Raw genomic sequence first — 16,807 nt, 5'->3', positions numbered from 1 at the left:
CCTACGCCGGCGGGGGCGTGCTCGACTCGGCGCTGTGCATGGACAAGCACTTCATGAAGATCGTGCTGCAGTCGGCCGGCGTGCCGGTCGCTCCGTGGGTCACCGTCACGCGCCGGGAGTGGGAGGCGGACCCCGAGCGGGTGCGCGCGGATGCCGCGACCCTCGGCGAGCCCGCGTTCGTGAAGCCGGCGCGCGCGGGATCGAGCGTGGGGGTCTCCAAGGTGCACGAGGCATCCGAGCTGGATGCCGCCCTCGCGCTGGCGTTCGCCGAGGACGACAAGGTGCTCATCGAGTCGGCGATCGTCGGCCGCGAGGTGGAGGTGGCGATCCTCGAGGGTCGCGACGGCGGACCCTCGCGCGCGTCGCTGCCCGGTGAGATCGTCCTCACCACCCGCGAGTTCTACGACTTCGAGGGCAAGTACCTCGGCGGGGACGGGGCCGAGGTCGTGTGCCCGGCAGACCTGACGGATGCCGAGATCGCCGACCTGCAGGAGCTCGGCGTGCGCGCGTTCGACGCCGTCGACGGGCGCGGGCTGGCGCGGGTGGACTTCTTCCTGACGGCGGACGGGCTCTACGTCAACGAGCTGAACACGATGCCCGGGTTCACGCCGATCTCGATGTTCCCGAAGTGCTGGATCGCGTCGGGGCTGTCGTATCCCGACCTCATCGCCGAGCTCATCGACACCGCCCTGGAGCGGGTCGCGTAGCGGCTCAGCCCGTGGACTGCGCGCCCTCGCGCGGGAGGCACGTCGCGCCGTCGGCGGGCAGCCGCGACACGAGCAGCGAGAGCTGGTCGAGCACGTCGGCGCTCGAGACGACGTCGTTGTCGAGGTACACCTCGACCGCGGGGACGCGGCCGTAGCTCGTGACGCGGTAGTTCGGGGCCTTGCTCTCGTCGATCACCCAGTCGACGCCGTTGACGGTCTGGCAGGGAAGCGTGGTCGGCCCGATGGGCTCCACGCCGCACGTGAACAGCACGGCCGCCGGATCCCCCCAGGCTCCCGTGGCCTGCGCGTCGGTCCACCGGCGCTGCTCGCCGGCCAGCGTGCCGGGGAGGAGCGAGGTCACGTCCGCGCACGCGGGGTCGTTCGCCTCCGGGGCCGCCTGCATCGAGACCGTGCCGGAGCATCCGGTCAGCGCGATCGCCGCGACGGCGATGACGGCCGCGAGAGCGGTGCGGGACGGGCGGGGCACCTCTCCAGGCTAACCCGGGCGCGGACCCGTCGATCGCGCGGCGGTAGCGTGGAGCCGTGAGCGCGCAGCATCCGGATCCCGTCGTCGGCGACCTCTCCGAGGGGGCGATCCTGCGGCGGATCCTCGCGCGGCTCGCGGCGTCGCATGCCGAGGTCGGACCCGGCGACGACGCCGCCGTGCTGGCGGCTCCCGACGGCCGCGTGGTCGCGACGGTCGACACGCTCGTGCACGGACCGGACTTCCGGCTCGCGTGGTCGAGCGCGTTCGACCTCGGCTGGAAGGCGGCGGCCGTGAACCTCGCCGACATCGCCGCGATGGGTGCCCGGCCCACCGCTCTGCTCGTCGCGCTCGCCATGCCCGACACGACGCGGCTCTCGTTCGTGGAGGACCTCGCCTCGGGCCTGCGCGCGGCGTGCGACGAGCTCGCGCCCGGATGCGCCGTCGAGGGCGGCGACCTCACGGTGTCCGACACCCTCACGATCGCCGTGACCGCCCTCGGCACGCTCGACGGCCGCGCCCCGGTGCTGCGCTCGGGCGCACGCCCCGGCGACGTCCTCGCGGTCGCCGGCGACCTCGGCCAGGCGGCCCGCGGTCTCGGCGTCCTGTTCGCGAGGTTCACGGATGCCGCGGGCGCGCCGCGCGCCGTCGATCCGGACGTCCTCACCCCGGCCGAGCGCACCGATCTGGCCGTCCAGCTGCGTCCTTCGCCGCCCCTCGGTCTCGGACCGGTCGCCGCGGATGCGGGCGCGACGTCGATGATGGACGTGTCCGACGGACTCGTGCTCGACGCGTCGCGGCTGGCCGCGGCATCCGGTGTCTCCGTCCTGATCGACTCCGCCGCGCTGGGTGACGACCCCGCATCGGCGCTGGCCGGCGGCGAGGACCACGCGCTGCTGGCGACGTTCGCCGGCGACGTGCCGGAGGGCTTCCGGGTGATCGGTCGCGTGGTCGAGCGCACCGGCGACCCCGTGCTCGTGGACGGTGAGCCGCACGACGGCCGCGGCGGCTGGGATCCCTACCGCGACTGGGACGCGCGGACCGGCTGAGTCACTCCGGCGCGGGCCCGGCGGTCGACCACCACAGCGTGGTGTCTCCGTACCGCTTGGAGCGATCGGCGACGAGGCCCGGCGGGAGGACCGGCTCCGGCGATCGCGAACCGCGTTCGACGACGACGATCGCGCCCGCTGCGAGCGAGGGGAGCAGCAGTTCCAGGGCGGTGGTGAGCTCCGACTCGGGGAGGTCGTAGGGCGGGTCGATGAAGACGAGGTCGAACGGTCCGCGCGCCACCTGGAGATAGGCGGAGACCGACGTGCGGTGCACGTCGATCGCGGCGTCGCGCGCGAGCGCCTTGCGGACCTTCGCGGCGTTGCGCTGGACGACGGATGCCGCGCGCGGCGCCTTCTCGACGAGGTCCGCGCGCGCGGCCCCGCGGCTCACGGCCTCGAGCGCCAGGGCGCCCGAGCCGGCGTAGAGGTCGAGCACCGCCGCACCGCGCAGCGCATCCGCCGATTCGAGCGCCCCGAACAGCGATTCGCGCACGCGATCGCTCGTGGGACGGGTGCCCGCGTCGGGGACCTCGAGGGTGAGGGAGCCGGCCCGGCCGGCGATGATGCGGGTCACACGCCCACGATAGCCGGGAGCCTCACGGCGCGATCGGAGCGTCCTCTTCGCGCAGGCGCGGCTCGGTGCGGCGTTCGGGGCGCAGCCCGGCCTTGTCGGCATAGAAGGCGCGGATGACGTCCATGTCAGCGCGGACGTCACCCGTGAGCTCGATCGTCGGCCCGAGCCCGGTGGTCATGGTCGTGCGGTCGACGTAGCCGAGCGTGACCCCCAGCCCGGCCTCGCGGGCGATGCGGTAGAACCCCGACTTCCAGTAGGCGCCGGCTCCACGCGTGCCCTCGGGAGTCACGACCAGCCCGAACGACTCGCCGGCGCGCATGCGATCGACCACGTCCGCCACCACGCGCGAGGGGTCCGACCGATCGACGGGGATGCCCCCGAGCCGGTGCATGAGCGGGCCGCGCCAGCCCCGGAACAGGCTCGCCTTTCCGAGCCACCGGATCGGGAAGCCGAGTCGCCAGGCGATGCCGAGCATCAGGACGAAGTCCCAGTTCGACGTGTGCGGGACGCCGAGGAGGACGGTGGGCCGCGTCGGCGCCGGTTCGGAGGAGAGCGTCCAGCGGCTGCACGCCCAGTAGACGCGGGAGAGGAGTCGCCGAAGCATCCGCCCACCATACGCGGCCGGCCTGGGGGTTCTGTTGTGAGGGCACGCGTCGCCGGGCCTCCCTAGACTCGTCCCATGCCCTCCTTCACCCTCGAGTCGCGCCTGGACGGCGCGGTCGGCGGGAAGACGGCGTCGGCGCTGGAGCGCGCGTTCGGCATGCGCACCGTCGGAGACCTCCTGTCGCACTACCCGCGGCGCTACGCCAAGCGCGGCGAGCTGACGCCCATCTCCTCCCTGCCGATCGGCGAGCCGGTGACGATCGTCGCCGAGGTGCGCCGCGCCGGCGAGCGCCGCATGCAGAACCGGCGCGGGTCGATCCTCGAGGTGGTGATCAGCGACGGGAACGGCGACCTCTCGCTGACCTTCTTCAACCAGTCCTGGCGCCTCAAGGACCTCGCTCCGGGGCGTCGCGGGATCTTCGCGGGCAAGGTGGGGGAGTACCGCGGCACGAAGCAGCTGACCCACCCCGACTACGAGCTGTTCGACGACGAGGCGACCGCGCGGCTCACCGCCGAGGCGAACGCGAACCTGCCGATCCCGATCTATCCCGCCACGAGCACGGTGGCGAGCTGGAAGCTCAAGACGATCGTCGACCTCGTGCTGGATGGCCTCGGCCCGGTCGACGATCCGCTGACGCCGGAGCTGCGGGCGCGCCACGGTCTCCTCGACGCACGCACCGCGATCGAGCGGATCCACCGGCCCGACTTCGAGGATCAGATCGAGCAGGCGCGGGAGACGCTGCGGATGCACGAGGCGTTCGTGCTGCAGGTCGCCCTCCTGCAGCAGCGCGCGTTCGTGCGGGCGCTCTCGGCCACGCGTCGTGCCCCCGGAGCACTGCTCGAGCGCTTCGACGCGGACCTTCCGTTCCCGCGCACCCCCGATCAGGTGAGCGTCGGCGACCAGGTCGAGCGCGACCTGCAGGGCGACTGGCCGATGAATCGGCTGGTGCAGGGCGAAGTCGGGTCGGGCAAGACCCTCGTGGCGCTCCGCGCGATGCTGCAGGTCGCACAGAGCGGCGGGCAGTCGGCGCTGATCGCGCCGACCGAGGTGCTCGCCGCGCAGCACGTGCGATCCATCGCCCGGATGCTGGGGCCCCGGCTGGCCCCCGAGCTCATGCCGACCCTGCTCACCGGCCAGCTGCCCGCCGCCGAGCGGCGCAAGGCGGCGCTGCGCGTCGCGTCGGGCCAGGCGCTGATCGTCGTGGGCACGCACGCCCTGCTGAGCGAGAGCACGACCTTCGCCGACCTCGGTCTCGTCGTCGTCGACGAGCAGCACCGCTTCGGGGTCGAGCAGCGCGAGTCGCTCCGGGCCAAGGGCTCTTCTCCGCACGCGCTCGTCCTCACCGCCACCCCGATCCCGCGGACAGTGGCGATGACGGTGTTCGGAGACCTCGACGTGTCGACGATCCGCACGATGCCCGAGGGGCGCGCCGGCATCCAGACGTTCGTCGCCCCGGTCGGCGAGAAGCCGGCGTGGTTCGGCCGCGTGTGGGATCGCATCGCCGAGGAGGTGGCCCAGGGTCGCCAGGCCTTCGTCGTGTGCGCGGCGATCGACGCCGAGACGCTGGCGAAGGACGACACCGCCGACGAGCCGCCCGGCTCGGCCGAAGGCGAGACGAGCCGCACCCGGTGGGGAGTCGTGCAGGTCGCGGACCTGCTCTCGCGGCATCCGGCCTTCGCCGACATCCGTGTGGAGATCCTGCACGGCAAGATGCCGGCGGATGCGAAGGATGCGGTGATGCAGGCGTTCGCGCGCGGCGAGGTCGACGTGCTCGTCGCGACGACCGTGGTCGAGGTCGGCGTCGACGTGCCGAACGCGTCGACGATGGCCATCCTCGAGGCCGACCGGTTCGGGGTGTCGCAGCTCCATCAGCTCCGCGGCCGCGTCGGGCGCGGCGGCGTGCCCGGCCTCTGCCTGCTGGTCACCGAGGCGACAGCCGGTTCGCCGGCCCGTCAGCGCGTCGACGCGGTCGCCGCGACCCTCGACGGCTTCGAACTGGCCGAGGTCGACCTCGAGCTGCGGGGGGAGGGCGACGTGCTGGGCGACGCGCAGTCCGGCGCCCGCTCGTCGCTGCGGCTCCTGCGGGTGGTCAAGGATGCCGACATCATCGCCGAGGCCCGCACCGCGGCGGAGCACGTGCTCGCCGACGACCCGGTCCTGGCGCGGCATCCGGGTCTCGTCGCCGCACTCGAGCGCCGCGTCGGGCGCGAGGAGCGCGCCGCGCTGGCGAAGAATTGACGCGGCTCGGATCAGTGGCGCGCAGCGCCGGTGCATCGAGATCTCACCCCCGCTGCCCTCGGCCGGGCCCCACACGAGCGGCCGATAGGCTGAGCCCATGAACAGCCGGATCGCCGTCGTCCCCGGGTCGTTCGACCCGCCGACCCTCGGTCACCTCGACGTGATCCGCCGTGCGGCGTCGCTCTACGACCAGCTGCACGTGCTGGTGGTGCACAACCCCGGCAAGGAGGCGATGCTCCCCATCGCTCAGCGTCTGAGCCTGCTGGAGCAGTCCATCGAGGAGAGCGACATCGCGGGAGACGTCGTCGTGGCGTCGTGGAGCATGGGCCTGCTCGTGGACTACGCCACCGACGTCGACGCAGGGGTGCTCGTCAAGGGCATCCGATCGCAGGTGGACGTCGCCTACGAGACCCCGATGGCGATCGTCAACCGCCACCTCGCCCACGTCGAGACGGTCTTCCTCCTCCCCGATCCGGCGCACGCGCTCGTCTCGAGCTCGCTGGTGCGGCAGGTCGCGTCGCTCGGCGGCGACGTCTCCCCGTTCGTGCCGCCCGCGGTGGCGCGGTTCCTCGACACCGGCGCGCGCGGCGCCTGAACGCGCTCGGGCCGCGCACAGCGGCGCGCGGCTACGATGGATGACCGTGGTCAGACAGCATGTGACAGGTCCCTTCTCGATTCGCGTTCGCGACATCGTTCGCCGACCGGGCGAGATGCGCGAGGTCGAGTTCGAGGTTCCGGCTCCCGAGAAGTGGGGCGAGGGCCTGGTCTCGGTCGAGGCGCAGTCGCCCATCGATCTCGAAGTCCGTCTGGAGTCGGTGCACGAGGGGATTCTCGCCTCGGGCACGGCCGGCGCGGAGTACACCGGGGTGTGCGGCCGGTGCCTCACCGACATCGCCGAGGGGGTCGAAGTCGAGTTTCAGGAGCTTTTCGCGTATCCTGGAGAGGAAGCAACTGACTTCGAGGTTCAAGACGACCACGTGGATCTTGAAACTCTGGTCAGGGATGCGATCGTCCTGTCGCTTCCGTTTCAGCCGGTGTGTCAGCCGGATTGCCCCGGCCTCGATCCGGCTACGGGTGAGCGTATGACCACGAGCACCGGCGCAGAGCAGCGCGAGTCACGCGATCCTCGCTGGGCCGCGCTCCAGGGCTACACCACAGACCACGACGACGAAGCACCGCGCCCAGACGTCGAGAACACAGAAGAGAGCTAGCTATGGCAGGCAACCCCCCGAAGCGGAAGGTCTCCCGTTCCAACACGCGCTCGCGTCGCGCGCAGTGGAAGGCCGAGGCCCCCACGCTGGTCAAGACCGTCGAGAACGGCAAGGTCGTCTACAGCCGTCCGCACCAGGCGAAGGTCGTCACCGACTCGCAGGGCACGGAGCTGTTCCTCGAGTACAAGGGCCGCAAGGTCGCCGACGTCTGATCGCGCCCCAGGCGACGTGACCGACGACCCGGCTGAGCGCCGCGCGCACACCTAACTCACGCAGAAGCTCGGGGTCGACATCGACCCCGAGCTTCTGTCGCTCGCGCTCACCCACCGCTCCTGGGCGTACGAGAACGGGCAGGTCCCTCACAACGAGCGCCTCGAGTTCCTCGGGGACTCCGTGCTCGGGCAGGCGGTGACCGTGCGCCTGTTCACCGGTCATCCCGAGCTCGAAGAGGGCGCGCTGGCCAAGCGCCGTGCCAGCGTCGTGTCGACGGTGGCGCTGGCTGAGATCGCCCGTGGCATCGACCTCGGCAGGCATCTGCTCCTCGGCCGGGGGGAGGACCTCACCGGCGGTCGCGACAAGGACTCCATCCTCGCCGACACGATGGAGGCGGTCATCGGAGCGACGTACCTGTCTGCGGGTCCGGATGCCGCGACCGCGCTGGTGCTGCGGCTCGTCGAGCCCCTGCTCGCCGATCCGGAGCGGTACGGCGCCGCGATGGACCCCAAGACGAGCCTTCAGGAGCTCGCGGCCCGGTCCGGCGTGCAGCCTCCGGTGTACTCGGTGTCCTCCACGGGCCCCGACCACGATCGTCAGTTCACCGCGACCGTGGTCGTCGGCGATGTCACAGCCCAGGGCGTGGGCTCCAGCAAGAAGGCGGCCGAGATGGCCGCTGCGCTCCGCGCGTGGCAGGAGATCAGCGGGCGTGCCTGAACTCCCCGAGGTCGAGGTCGTCCGTGCCGGCCTCGCTCCCGCTGTGACCGGTGCGACCGTCGTCGGCGTGAGCGTCCTCGACGACCGCGCGCTGACGCGTCACCCGGGCGGCGCGGCGCAGTTCGAGGCGGCACTGACCGGCCGGGCGATCCGCTCGGCCGCGCGCCGCGGCAAGTTCCTGTGGCTTCCCCTCGAGCCGCCGGCGGGCGGCGTGCCCTCCGAGGCCGTGGTGGGCCACCTCGGCATGAGCGGGCAGCTGCTGCTGCGTGCGCCGGGTGCCGCACCCGAGCGGCACGAGCGCGTGCGCATCGATCTGTCCCATCCCCATCATGGCGAGGTCTCCGTGGTCTTTGCCGACCAGCGCACATTCGGATCCCTCGCGCTGGACACCCTCGAGCCGACGCCTGACGGCGCTGCCGGCGGATTCGGCACGGACGAGGCATCCGTTCCCCGCCAGGTGGCGCACATCGCGCGCGACCCGCTGGACCCGGCTTTCCCGGATGCCGCGTTCCGGCGCACGCTCGCGGGCAAGGCGTCCGCGATCAAGCGGGTGCTCCTGGACCAGACGGTCCTGAGCGGCGTCGGCAACATCTATGCCGACGAGTCGCTGTGGGCCGCGCGGATCCATCCCGAGACGCCTGCGCGCGAGCTGCCGACCCGCGCCGTGAACCGGCTGCTCGCCGAGGTGCGCCACGTGCTCGAGAAGGCGCTGGCCGAAGGGGGCACCAGCTTCGACGCGCAGTACGTGAACGTCAACGGGCAGGCCGGCTACTTCGCCCACTCCCTCAACGCGTACGGCCGCACCGGCGAGCCGTGCCCGCGGTGCGGCCGTCCGATCATGCGCGTGTCGTTCACCAACCGGTCGAGCCACTTCTGCCCGCACTGTCAGCGGATGCCTCGGTCGCCCCGCTGATCAGACGTCGAGGACCTTCTTCCACGCGCCCGCGTACGACGCCGGGACGAACCCGATCGCCTCGTTGATGTCGAGCATGTGGCGGTTCTCCTCGGCGTTGAACGTCGAGACGCGTGGAGACTCGGGGACCACTTCACGCCAGCGCAGCAGGTTCGCGCACTTGACGATCGTGCCGAGCCGGCGTCCGCGGTGCTCCTTCAGCACGAGGGTGCCGTACTGCTGAGTCGCGCCCGATCGCTCCTCCGAGATCACGAGCTCGTTGTAGGCCGCGATCGTCCCGGTGGGCACGTGCTCCACGGCGGCCACCGAAACCGTGAGGCCCTGCGCGCGCTGGCGTGCGTCCCGGCGCTCGACGCGCGCGGCATCCCAGTGCTGCTCGTCCACGACCATGCCGCCGCTCGGGGCGTCGGTCGACATGCGCGAGAGCACGCGGGCGAAGCCGTCCTTGTACTCGTCGGGCGTGGGCGCGGTCCACTCCACGAGACGGTAGTCCTCGCCTGCCGAGGCGAGGGCGTCGGCGAGCATCCGCTTGACGGGACCGAAGTCGCCCGTCAGGTCGAAGACGCTGTTGCGCTCGACCTGCTCGAGGGTGAATCCGTTCGCGAGCTGGAACACGGTCTGCCGGTCCTCGGCGGGGATTGTTCCCCAGCCCGTCGGCGGCGCCAGCAGCGGGCCGGTCGCGCCGGGCCGGTGCAGCGTCCAGGTCTGGATCGTGGGCAGTCCCCGCTCGCGCGCCTCGCGGTCCACCTCGGCCAGCAGGATCTCCTCGGCGCCCTGCCCCCACCGGGGAGGATCGATCATGAGATCGAACTCCACCGTCGAGGCATCCGACTGGTTCGAGATCATCATCTTGACCACGCCCACGATCTCGCCGTCGCGCACCGCCGCGAAGGCCGGCTGCGTCCAGTCGGACTGGTCCTGGAAGAACCCGAGCGCCTCTTCGGGCACCTCGTCGAGGTAGTCGTGGCCGGCGTCGTGCCGGCAGACCGCGTTGGCGATGCGCACCAGCTCGAGGAACGGGCCCGCATCCGGGGCGTCCAGGGTCGCCGGGACGGCGATCGGCTGGACCGTGATGACGGGGGACTGAACAGCTTCGGTCATGACAGCACCTTCTTCCATGCGCCCTCGTAGGCGATCGGCACGAAGCCGATCGCCTCGTTGATGTCGAGCATCGGGCGGTTCTCTTCTGCGTTGTAGGTGATCACTCGCGGGGATTCCGGGGCGACCTCTCGCCACGAGAGGAGCCCGGCGCACTTGACGAGGGTGCCGAGCTTGTGACCGCGGTGCTCCTTGAGGACGAGCGTGTCCTCCTGATGGCTGGCCTCGGTCCGGTCCTTGCCGACCACGAGTTCGTTGAACGCGCACAGCTCGCCGCTGGCGACGTGCTGGGCAGCGGTCACCTGCATCGTGCGGCCGACGTACTTCGCGTCGTGCTCGGCGATGCGCGCGGCATCCCACTTCTCCTCGTCGAACTCGAGAGCGGCGGCCGGAGCGTCGGTGACCATGCGGGACTTCATCCACGCATAGCCCTCGGCGTATTCCGGGGGAGTGGGGGCGAACCACTGCACGATGCGGTACCCGGCCGACGCGGCCTCGGCCTCGGCGAGCAGCCGGTCGACCGTGTCGAACGGGGCGGTGAGGTCGAAGGCGCTGTTGCGCTCGACCTGCTCGAGGCTGTATCCGTGGCGCAGGTAGAAGCGCGCCGCGTGGTCCTCGGGGATCTCGCCGAAACCCGTGGGCGGTGCCAGGCGCGGACCCGGAGCTTCGGGGTGCTCGGCCCAGGACTGCAGCACGGTGCGCCCGTTCTCCCGGGCCGTCCGCTCGATGAGCTCGTATGCGGCGGAGCCGATTCCTCGGCTCCACGTGTCGCGCAGCAGCTCGATCAGCCAGAACGCCACCTTCGAGTCGTTCTCGAGCGGCAGATCGCACGCGGCGCGGCCGATGACGGCGCCGTCGTCGAGGATGAGCCACATCTGGCGCCGCTCGTACTGGTTCGGCGCGAAGTGCGGCAGCAGCTCATCGGCGGCGATCGCATGATCGTCGTGGCCGGAGATCTCTCGGTAGATGAGGTTTCGCACCCGCACCATCTCGACGAAGTCGGCGGCGTCGGGCGCATCGATGGAATCGGGGATCGTCAGCGGACGGAACTCGATGTCCGTGAGTGTGTTCATGATCGTGCGTCTTTCGGTGGGAGGAGCCGGCAGAGGAGAGGGGGTCCGCCGCCGCGTGCGGGCGGCGGACCCGGTGGCCGTCACGGCCGGGGTGCGAGGAGGGCCTCGCGCAGGTACCCGTGCTGACGCGTCGTGTTCTCGACGTGCGCACGTCGGGCGCGAGCGTGGCGCTCGCGGTCATCGGTGAGCCGCGGTGTCCGGGTGCCCCAGATCAGCAGCTGCAGACCGATCCGCAGCGCGATGCGGTCCACGAGCGAGGTGCGGGTGTCGCGGCTCGGGAGCCGCAGCGTATCGGGCACGCCCGAGAGGCGCTGCGGCGCGAGAAGTGAGGTGTTCATGATGGTTCTCTTCCGTGTGGAGGGAGGTGGATGCCCGAACCACGCGCGGTCGGGCGGGGATGTCGTGCCGCAGCACGACGGGGCGGATGGCAGGATCAGCGCTCGGCACCCGGGATCGGGGCGGCGCAGGAGGGTCATGCCCGCATGCGGGCAGAGCTCTCCCCTGCGGGGGTCAGCCGGCGGTGTGGAAGCCGCTGTTCTGGAATGCGCCGAAGGAGTGGGTCCGCAGAGCGCACAGACGGATCGCTTCGCCGGTTGGGGCGATGATTCCGGTGGTGTTCATGTGCATCATTTCGGACCTCCTTTCTCGACTTCAGACGCGGAGAGTGACACTAGCGCGGATACCCAGCCCGCGTCAAGCAATCTCGCAGATTCGGGTGACGACGGGCGTGTCGCGCGGCGTTCGGCGGTGCATCCCGGCGGCGAGCACGCGCTCCGGTAGCCTGGTGGGCGCCCGCACACGGACGGGCGTCCCCGGCCGGGGTGGCGTGAGCGCGGAGGCGACGGATGCACCTGAAGAGCGTGACGCTCAAAGGTTTCAAGTCGTTCGCCCAGCCGACGACGTTCGCCCTCGAACCCGGCGTGACGTGCATCGTCGGACCCAATGGATCCGGCAAGTCCAACGTCGTGGACGCCCTCGCCTGGGTGATGGGGGAGCAGGGCGCCAAGACCCTCCGCGGCGGCAAGATGGAGGACGTCATCTTCGCGGGGACCGCGACCCGTGGCCCGCTCGGCCGGGCCGAGGTCCAGCTCACGATCGACAACTCCGACGGCGCCCTGCCGATCGAGTACTCCGAGGTGACGATCAGCCGCACGCTCTTCCGCAACGGGGCGAGCGAGTACGCGATCAACGGCGAGGTCTGCCGCCTTCTGGACGTCCAGGAGCTCCTCAGCGACTCCGGTCTCGGCCGCGAGATGCACGTGATCGTGGGTCAGGGGCGACTGGACAGCGTGCTCCAGGCCTCCCCGGAGGACCGCCGCGGCTTCATCGAGGAAGCCGCCGGGATCCTCAAGCACCGTCGCCGCAAGGAGAAGACCCTTCGCAAGCTCGACGCCATGGAGGCCAACCTCACGCGGCTCAGCGACCTCGCCGGCGAACTGCGGCGTCAGCTCAAGCCGCTCGGGCGCCAGGCCGAGATCGCCCGGGAGGCCGCGACGATCGCCGCGGTCGTGCGCGACGCGAAAGCCCGCCTGTTCGCGGACGAGATCGTGGGCCTGCGCGCCGAGCTCGCGTCTCATGCGCAGAGCGAGAACGAACGGCACGCCGAACGGCTCGTCCTGCAGGACCAGCTCGAGAATGCGCGGGCCCGGATCGAGCTCCTCGAGGGTCAGCAGCGCTCCGAAGCCGTCGATGAGGCCCGCCGGATCGCCTACGGCCTCGAGCGCGTGCAGGAGCGACTGCGCAGCCTCTACGCTCTCGCCGGCCAGCGACTGGCCCTGCTGGGCGAGGCCGAGGACGACGAGCGCATCGAGCTCACCACCGTGTCACAGGCCATGATCGACGAGGCCCGCGCCGAGATCCAGGAGATCGGCGACGGACTGGGCGGCGCGCAGGATGCCGCGACCGAGGCATCGCGCGACGTCATGCGTGCGCGGGCCGAGCTCGACGCGCTCGACACCGACATCGCCGCGCAGAGCGCGCTGGTGTCCGAACACGACATGCGGATCACTGCGCTGCGCGGGTCCGCCGAGGCTGCGGCATCCGCTCTCGCCGCCGTCCGGGCCGGCGTGGAACGCCAGCAGCGGGCGCTGGATGCGGCGCTCGCCCGTCGCGCCGAGGCCGAGGCGACGCTCGCCGGCGTCGACCCGGAGCTCGTTCCGGAGGGATCGGCGGCCGAGTACGCGACCGCCTACGAGCGCGCCCAGCGCGACGCGACGGATTCCGAGACGGAGGTCGGCTCGCTCCGCGAGCGGCTGCACGCCGCCGAGCGCGAGGTGGAGGCGCTCACGGCGCAGACCTCGGCGCTCGGTCGCGCGCTTGACGTGAAGAACGGCGCGTCGTCGCTCATCGCCCAGGATCTGGACGGCGTCCGAGGCCTGGTCGGCGACGCCGTGCAGGTCGAGCCCGGGTACGAAGCGGCCATCGCCGCCGTGCTGGGACCCGTCGCCGAAGGCGTTCTCGTGGCCGATCGCGACAGTGCGTTCGCGGTGGCGGGCGCCGCCCGCGAAGCCGACGCCGGTGTGGTCGACATCGTGATCGCTTCTGCGGGGGCGATGCGACCGGCCTTCCCCTCGCTGCCGGGAGTCGTCGCGGCACGCGACGTCGTGACCGCGCCCGACGGCGTGCTCGGCCTGCTGTCGTACGTCGTCGTCGCCGACGACCTGGCCGCCGCGCGCGCCGCGGCGCCGGTCCTGGCCGAGGCGGGCCTCGGCGGCCCGGTCACGCTGGTCACGCGCCGCGGCGAGGTGTACACCGAGCACTCGCTCCGCGCCGGGGCCGGCGCGTCACGCTCGCGTCTCGAGCTGGCGGCGGAGCGGGATGCCGCGGCCGACCGCCGCGACGAGATCTCCGTTGTCGCCGATTCGCTGCGGGAGGCCCTCTCCGACGCCGCCCGCGAACTGGACTCCGCGCGCCAGCGCACGAAGGCAGCCCTGACCACGCTCCGCGAGCACGACGCCGCGCTGGCCGCGCACACCGAGCAGGTCAACCGCGCCACCGTCCGGCACGAGGCGGCCGTCGCCGAGTGCGACCGGCTCGCAGCCGGGCTCGCCCAGGCCGAGGCGGCGGTCGAGGAGGCCGAGGCATCCGCTCGGTCCGCCGACGACCAGCTGACCGCCGCCCTGGAGGCGCCGCGTCCGATCCTCGACGCCTCGGCTCGCGATGCGATGCTCGCCGAGCTCGAGGCCGCGCGCGACGCCGAGATGCGCGCGCGACTGGATGTCGAGACGCTCAGGGAACGCATCCGCGCCGGCGAGGCGCGTGTCGCGGCCCTCGAGCGACAGCGCGAGCGCGAGCGCGAGGCGGCTGCGGAGGCCGCGAGGCGAGCGGTCGTGCGACGCGCGCAGCGCGAGACCGCCGCAAGCGTCGCCGGGCAGCTTCCGGCGGTGCTCGACTCGGTCGAGCGCTCGCTCGTCCAGGCACGTGTCGACCTCGCCCAGGCGGAGTCCGAGCGCACCGCGCTGACGGCCGAGCTCGCCGACCTGCGCCGCCAGGAGGCGACCGCGCGGGAGCGGCTGGCGGGCCTGACCGAGAGCGTCCACAGCCTCGAGCTGCAGATCCACGAGAAGCGCCTGCACGTCAGCGGGATCCTCGAGCGGGTGCAGTCCGAGCTCGGTCTCGACGAGGACATTCTCGTTTCGGAATATGGCCCGGATCAGCCGGTTCCGATCGAGATGGAGCCGTCGGACGACGATGCCGATGACGCGGATGCCGCCGAGGCATCCATCCCCTACGTGCGTGCGGAGCAACGGCGTCGACTGCAGGACGCCGAGCGGAAGCTCGCGCAGCTGGGACGCGTGAACCCGCTTGCGCTGGAGGAGTTCGCGGCTCTGGAGCAGCGGCACAAGTTCCTCACCGAGCAGCTCGCGGATCTGACGCAGACGCGCAAGGACCTCCTCACGATCATCGAGGAGCTCGACGAGCGGATGCAGACGATCTTCCTCGCGGCATTCGAGGACACGAAGATCGCCTTCGGCGAGGTCTTCCCGATCCTGTTCCCCGGCGGCTCCGGGAGCATCTCGCTCACCAACCCCGACGAGCCGCTCACGACGGGCATCGAGGTCGCCGTTCGCCCGGTCGGCAAGAAGATCGAGCGGCTCTCGCTGCTGTCCGGAGGCGAGCGCTCCCTGGCGGCGGTCGCGCTGCTGACGGCGATCTTCAAGGCACGGCCGAGCCCCTTCTACATCCTCGACGAGGTCGAGGCCGCCCTCGACGACGCGAACCTCGGCAGGCTGCTGGGCGTCTTCGAGCAGCTTCGCGAGTCGAGCCAGCTCATCGTCATCACGCATCAGAAGCGCACGATGGAGATCGCCGACGCGCTGTACGGCGTGTCCATGCGGCAGGACGGCGTGTCGGCCGTGGTCGGTCAGCGCCTCGCCGAGCGCGCCGCCAGCTGACCTTCGGGATCACGGAGCACGCGCGGCCCGGCCATAGGCTGGAGGCATGGCAGAGAGCTCCTGGTCGCTCGGTCGCGCGCTGCGCGGCATGTTCGTCAAGCCCACCATCGACGAAACCACGTGGGAGGACCTCGAGACGGCGCTGCTGACCGCGGACTTCGGTCCGGACATCACCGAGCGCATCGTCGACGAGCTGCGCGAGAAGGTCGAGCGGTTCCGCACGACCGACCCCCGCGATCTGCAGCGGATGCTGAAGGAGACCCTCGAGGAGCACTTCGCCAAGTTCGACACGACGCTGCGCCTGACCGAGCGACCCGCGGTCGTGCTGGTCGTCGGCGTCAACGGCGTAGGGAAGACCACCACGATCGGCAAGTTCGCCAAGTTCCTGCAGCGCTATGGCCGCTCCGTGGTGGTCGGTGCCGCCGACACCTTCCGCGCCGCCGCCGTGGATCAGCTCGCGACGTGGGCGGAGCGCGGCGGTGCCCAGATCGTCCGGCCGCAGCAGGAGGGTCAGGATCCGGCCTCCGTCGCCTTCCAGACCATCGAGTACGCCAAGAGCACGGGGACAGAGATCGTCCTCGTCGACACGGCGGGGCGCCTGCACACCAAGGGCGGGCTCATGGACGAGCTCACGAAGATCCGCCGCGTGATCGAGAAGCAGGCGCCGATCAGCGAGGTCCTCCTGGTGCTCGACGCCACGACCGGACAGAACGGCGTCATGCAGGCCCAGGCGTTCCTGGAGCACGCCGGCGTCACCGGGCTCGTGCTCACGAAGCTCGACGGTTCGGCCAAGGGAGGCTTCGTGCTCGCCGTTCAGGAGCGCACCGGCATCCCGGTGAAGCTGCTCGGGCAGGGTGAGGGCATCGGCGATCTGACCGGTTTCACGCCCCACGTGTTCGCCGCATCGCTCGTCGAGTGAGGCCCGCCCCGATGTCGGGCACGTAACGGATTCCCGCCACGCGCGTCGAGGACTTTCGCCTGCGACCCGGTGCTGGTTTCATGGGGTCATGGCGATCGAGCACGACTACTTCGGACTCCTGGAATCCGGCCCCGACGGCTCGATCTTCTGGTCCGAGAACGTCGAGCTGGGAGATCAGTCCGTCACGGTCGACCTGACCGCGCCCGATCAGGAAGACGTGTCCGAGGCCGCCCTCGACGTCGCCGCAGGGCTCATCTCGGCGATCGAGGACATCGACCGCAGCGCCCGCAACGCCATGGTGAACGAGCTCAGCGACCGCACCAGCGAGGTGACCGAGTACATCCTCCAGCAGCAGGAGACGCTCGGTGACGAGCTCGAGGATCTGCTCGTCGACATCTCCGGCGACGTCCACATCGACGTCATCCGGTCCCTGCAGCTGATGAGCATGACGATCCTCGCCGATGAGCACGGCGGCTCCGACCCGTTCGCCGTGCTCGAGTACGCCCTCGATCCCGACGCCACCGACGACGTGCTGCTGGTGAACCTGGACTCCGAGGGCGGCGTCCTCACCGTCACCAGCGCCGAATAGCGCACTCGACAACCGGGCCGTTCG

General features: G+C 71.4%; 17 protein-coding genes. 11 read left to right on the top strand and 6 right to left on the bottom strand.

The window, feature by feature from the left end; all coding sequences use genetic code 11:
- Positions 1 to 707, top strand: a 707-nt coding sequence (locus tag ACE3O1_RS06010) for a D-alanine--D-alanine ligase (RefSeq protein ID WP_374313446.1), incomplete at its 5' end; no start/stop codon positions are given.
- Positions 708 to 711: 4 nt separating this feature from the next.
- Here ACE3O1_RS06010 and ACE3O1_RS06005 read toward each other — a convergent pair.
- On the bottom strand, positions 712 to 1,194 hold the full coding sequence (locus ACE3O1_RS06005) for a DUF3515 family protein (RefSeq protein ID WP_374313443.1): 483 nt from the start codon (positions 1,192 to 1,194) through the stop codon (positions 712 to 714).
- A 56-nt stretch (positions 1,195 to 1,250) separates the two neighbouring features.
- Here ACE3O1_RS06005 and thiL point away from each other — a divergent pair, with 56 nt between their 5' ends.
- A complete protein-coding gene (thiL, locus tag ACE3O1_RS06000; protein ID WP_374313441.1) occupies positions 1,251 to 2,240 on the top strand; it encodes a thiamine-phosphate kinase in 990 nt (329 codons plus the stop codon).
- Position 2,241: 1 nt separating this feature from the next.
- Here thiL and ACE3O1_RS05995 read toward each other — a convergent pair whose 3' ends face one another.
- Both ACE3O1_RS05995 and ACE3O1_RS05990 read right to left on the bottom strand, forming a co-directional pair.
- Positions 2,242 to 2,814, bottom strand: a complete 573-nt coding sequence (locus ACE3O1_RS05995) for an RsmD family RNA methyltransferase (protein WP_374313439.1) — start codon at positions 2,812 to 2,814, stop codon at positions 2,242 to 2,244.
- Between the two features lie 22 nt (positions 2,815 to 2,836).
- Positions 2,837 to 3,418 carry a 1-acyl-sn-glycerol-3-phosphate acyltransferase gene (locus ACE3O1_RS05990; protein ID WP_374313437.1) on the bottom strand — a complete coding sequence of 194 codons (582 nt, stop codon included), beginning with the start codon at positions 3,416 to 3,418 and terminating at the stop codon, positions 2,837 to 2,839.
- 75 nt (positions 3,419 to 3,493) lie between these two features.
- On the opposite strand from ACE3O1_RS05990, the gene ACE3O1_RS05985 reads away from it, so the two are divergent.
- From ACE3O1_RS05985 to mutM, 6 genes are all read left to right on the top strand, one after another.
- Entirely contained in the window at positions 3,494 to 5,656 is a 2,163-nt protein-coding gene (locus ACE3O1_RS05985) for an ATP-dependent DNA helicase RecG (protein WP_374313435.1), read from the top strand.
- A gap of 97 nt (positions 5,657 to 5,753) precedes the next feature.
- The gene (gene coaD, locus ACE3O1_RS05980) at positions 5,754 to 6,251 is read left to right on the top strand and encodes a pantetheine-phosphate adenylyltransferase (RefSeq protein ID WP_374313433.1); all 498 of its coding nucleotides are present in this window, start codon (positions 5,754 to 5,756) and stop codon (positions 6,249 to 6,251) included.
- 40 nt (positions 6,252 to 6,291) lie between these two features.
- The gene (locus ACE3O1_RS05975; protein WP_374313431.1) at positions 6,292 to 6,867 is read left to right on the top strand and encodes a DUF177 domain-containing protein; all 576 of its coding nucleotides are present in this window, start codon (positions 6,292 to 6,294) and stop codon (positions 6,865 to 6,867) included.
- 2 nt (positions 6,868 to 6,869) lie between these two features.
- Positions 6,870 to 7,079, top strand: coding sequence for a 50S ribosomal protein L32 (rpmF, locus tag ACE3O1_RS05970; protein WP_127818873.1), 210 nt, complete (start codon positions 6,870 to 6,872; stop codon positions 7,077 to 7,079).
- 79 nt (positions 7,080 to 7,158) lie between these two features.
- Complete coding sequence (gene rnc, locus ACE3O1_RS05965; RefSeq protein WP_374313450.1) at positions 7,159 to 7,797, top strand: ribonuclease III; 639 nt, start codon at positions 7,159 to 7,161, stop codon at positions 7,795 to 7,797.
- Entirely contained in the window at positions 7,790 to 8,710 is a 921-nt protein-coding gene (mutM, locus tag ACE3O1_RS05960) for a bifunctional DNA-formamidopyrimidine glycosylase/DNA-(apurinic or apyrimidinic site) lyase (protein WP_374313429.1), read from the top strand. Before rnc ends, mutM begins: the two co-directional genes overlap by 8 nt.
- On the opposite strand, the gene ACE3O1_RS05955 is transcribed toward mutM, so the two are convergent.
- From ACE3O1_RS05955 to ACE3O1_RS05945, 3 genes are all read right to left on the bottom strand, one after another.
- Positions 8,711 to 9,811 carry an N-acetyltransferase family protein gene (locus ACE3O1_RS05955; protein ID WP_374313427.1) on the bottom strand — a complete coding sequence of 367 codons (1,101 nt, stop codon included), beginning with the start codon at positions 9,809 to 9,811 and terminating at the stop codon, positions 8,711 to 8,713. It lies immediately after the preceding gene.
- Positions 9,808 to 10,881, bottom strand: coding sequence for an N-acetyltransferase family protein (locus tag ACE3O1_RS05950; protein ID WP_374313423.1), 1,074 nt, complete (start codon positions 10,879 to 10,881; stop codon positions 9,808 to 9,810). The genes ACE3O1_RS05955 and ACE3O1_RS05950 overlap by 4 nt, the downstream gene beginning before the upstream one ends.
- Positions 10,882 to 10,961: 80 nt before the next feature.
- Entirely contained in the window at positions 10,962 to 11,219 is a 258-nt protein-coding gene (locus ACE3O1_RS05945) for a hypothetical protein (RefSeq protein WP_374313421.1), read from the bottom strand.
- A 507-nt stretch (positions 11,220 to 11,726) separates the two neighbouring features.
- Between ACE3O1_RS05945 and smc the strand changes: the two genes are divergently transcribed.
- The 3 genes from smc to ACE3O1_RS05930 all read left to right on the top strand — a co-directional run bounded on the left by smc (position 11,727) and on the right by ACE3O1_RS05930 (position 16,783).
- On the top strand, positions 11,727 to 15,275 hold the full coding sequence (gene smc, locus ACE3O1_RS05940; RefSeq protein ID WP_374313419.1) for a chromosome segregation protein SMC: 3,549 nt from the start codon (positions 11,727 to 11,729) through the stop codon (positions 15,273 to 15,275).
- A gap of 46 nt (positions 15,276 to 15,321) precedes the next feature.
- Complete coding sequence (ftsY, locus tag ACE3O1_RS05935; RefSeq protein ID WP_374313417.1) at positions 15,322 to 16,194, top strand: signal recognition particle-docking protein FtsY; 873 nt, start codon at positions 15,322 to 15,324, stop codon at positions 16,192 to 16,194.
- A gap of 88 nt (positions 16,195 to 16,282) precedes the next feature.
- Entirely contained in the window at positions 16,283 to 16,783 is a 501-nt protein-coding gene (locus ACE3O1_RS05930) for a DUF2004 domain-containing protein (protein WP_374313415.1), read from the top strand.
- Positions 16,784 to 16,807 lie beyond the last annotated feature (24 nt).

Source organism: Microbacterium sp., assembly GCF_041909575.1.
Lineage (GTDB): Bacteria > Actinomycetota > Actinomycetes > Actinomycetales > Microbacteriaceae > Microbacterium.
This window is presented reverse-complemented; position numbering and strand designations above follow the sequence as displayed.

Excerpts from the sequence above, each read along its gene's own strand:
- rpmF (WP_127818873.1), top strand. The coding sequence starts at position 6,870 with ATGGCAGGCAACCCCCCGAAGCGGAAGGTCTCCCGTTCCAACACGCGC.
- ACE3O1_RS05930 (WP_374313415.1), top strand. The coding sequence starts at position 16,283 with ATGGCGATCGAGCACGACTACTTCGGACTCCTGGAATCCGGCCCCGAC.
- ACE3O1_RS05985 (WP_374313435.1), top strand. The coding sequence starts at position 3,494 with ATGCCCTCCTTCACCCTCGAGTCGCGCCTGGACGGCGCGGTCGGCGGG.
- ACE3O1_RS05950 (WP_374313423.1), bottom strand. The coding sequence starts at position 10,881 with ATGAACACACTCACGGACATCGAGTTCCGTCCGCTGACGATCCCCGAT.
- ACE3O1_RS05955 (WP_374313427.1), bottom strand. The coding sequence starts at position 9,811 with ATGACCGAAGCTGTTCAGTCCCCCGTCATCACGGTCCAGCCGATCGCC.
- coaD (WP_374313433.1), top strand. The coding sequence starts at position 5,754 with ATGAACAGCCGGATCGCCGTCGTCCCCGGGTCGTTCGACCCGCCGACC.
- smc (WP_374313419.1), top strand. The coding sequence starts at position 11,727 with ATGCACCTGAAGAGCGTGACGCTCAAAGGTTTCAAGTCGTTCGCCCAG.
- ACE3O1_RS05990 (WP_374313437.1), bottom strand. The coding sequence starts at position 3,418 with ATGCTTCGGCGACTCCTCTCCCGCGTCTACTGGGCGTGCAGCCGCTGG.
- ACE3O1_RS05975 (WP_374313431.1), top strand. The coding sequence starts at position 6,292 with ATGACCGTGGTCAGACAGCATGTGACAGGTCCCTTCTCGATTCGCGTT.
- ACE3O1_RS05945 (WP_374313421.1), bottom strand. The coding sequence starts at position 11,219 with ATGAACACCTCACTTCTCGCGCCGCAGCGCCTCTCGGGCGTGCCCGAT.
- ftsY (WP_374313417.1), top strand. The coding sequence starts at position 15,322 with ATGGCAGAGAGCTCCTGGTCGCTCGGTCGCGCGCTGCGCGGCATGTTC.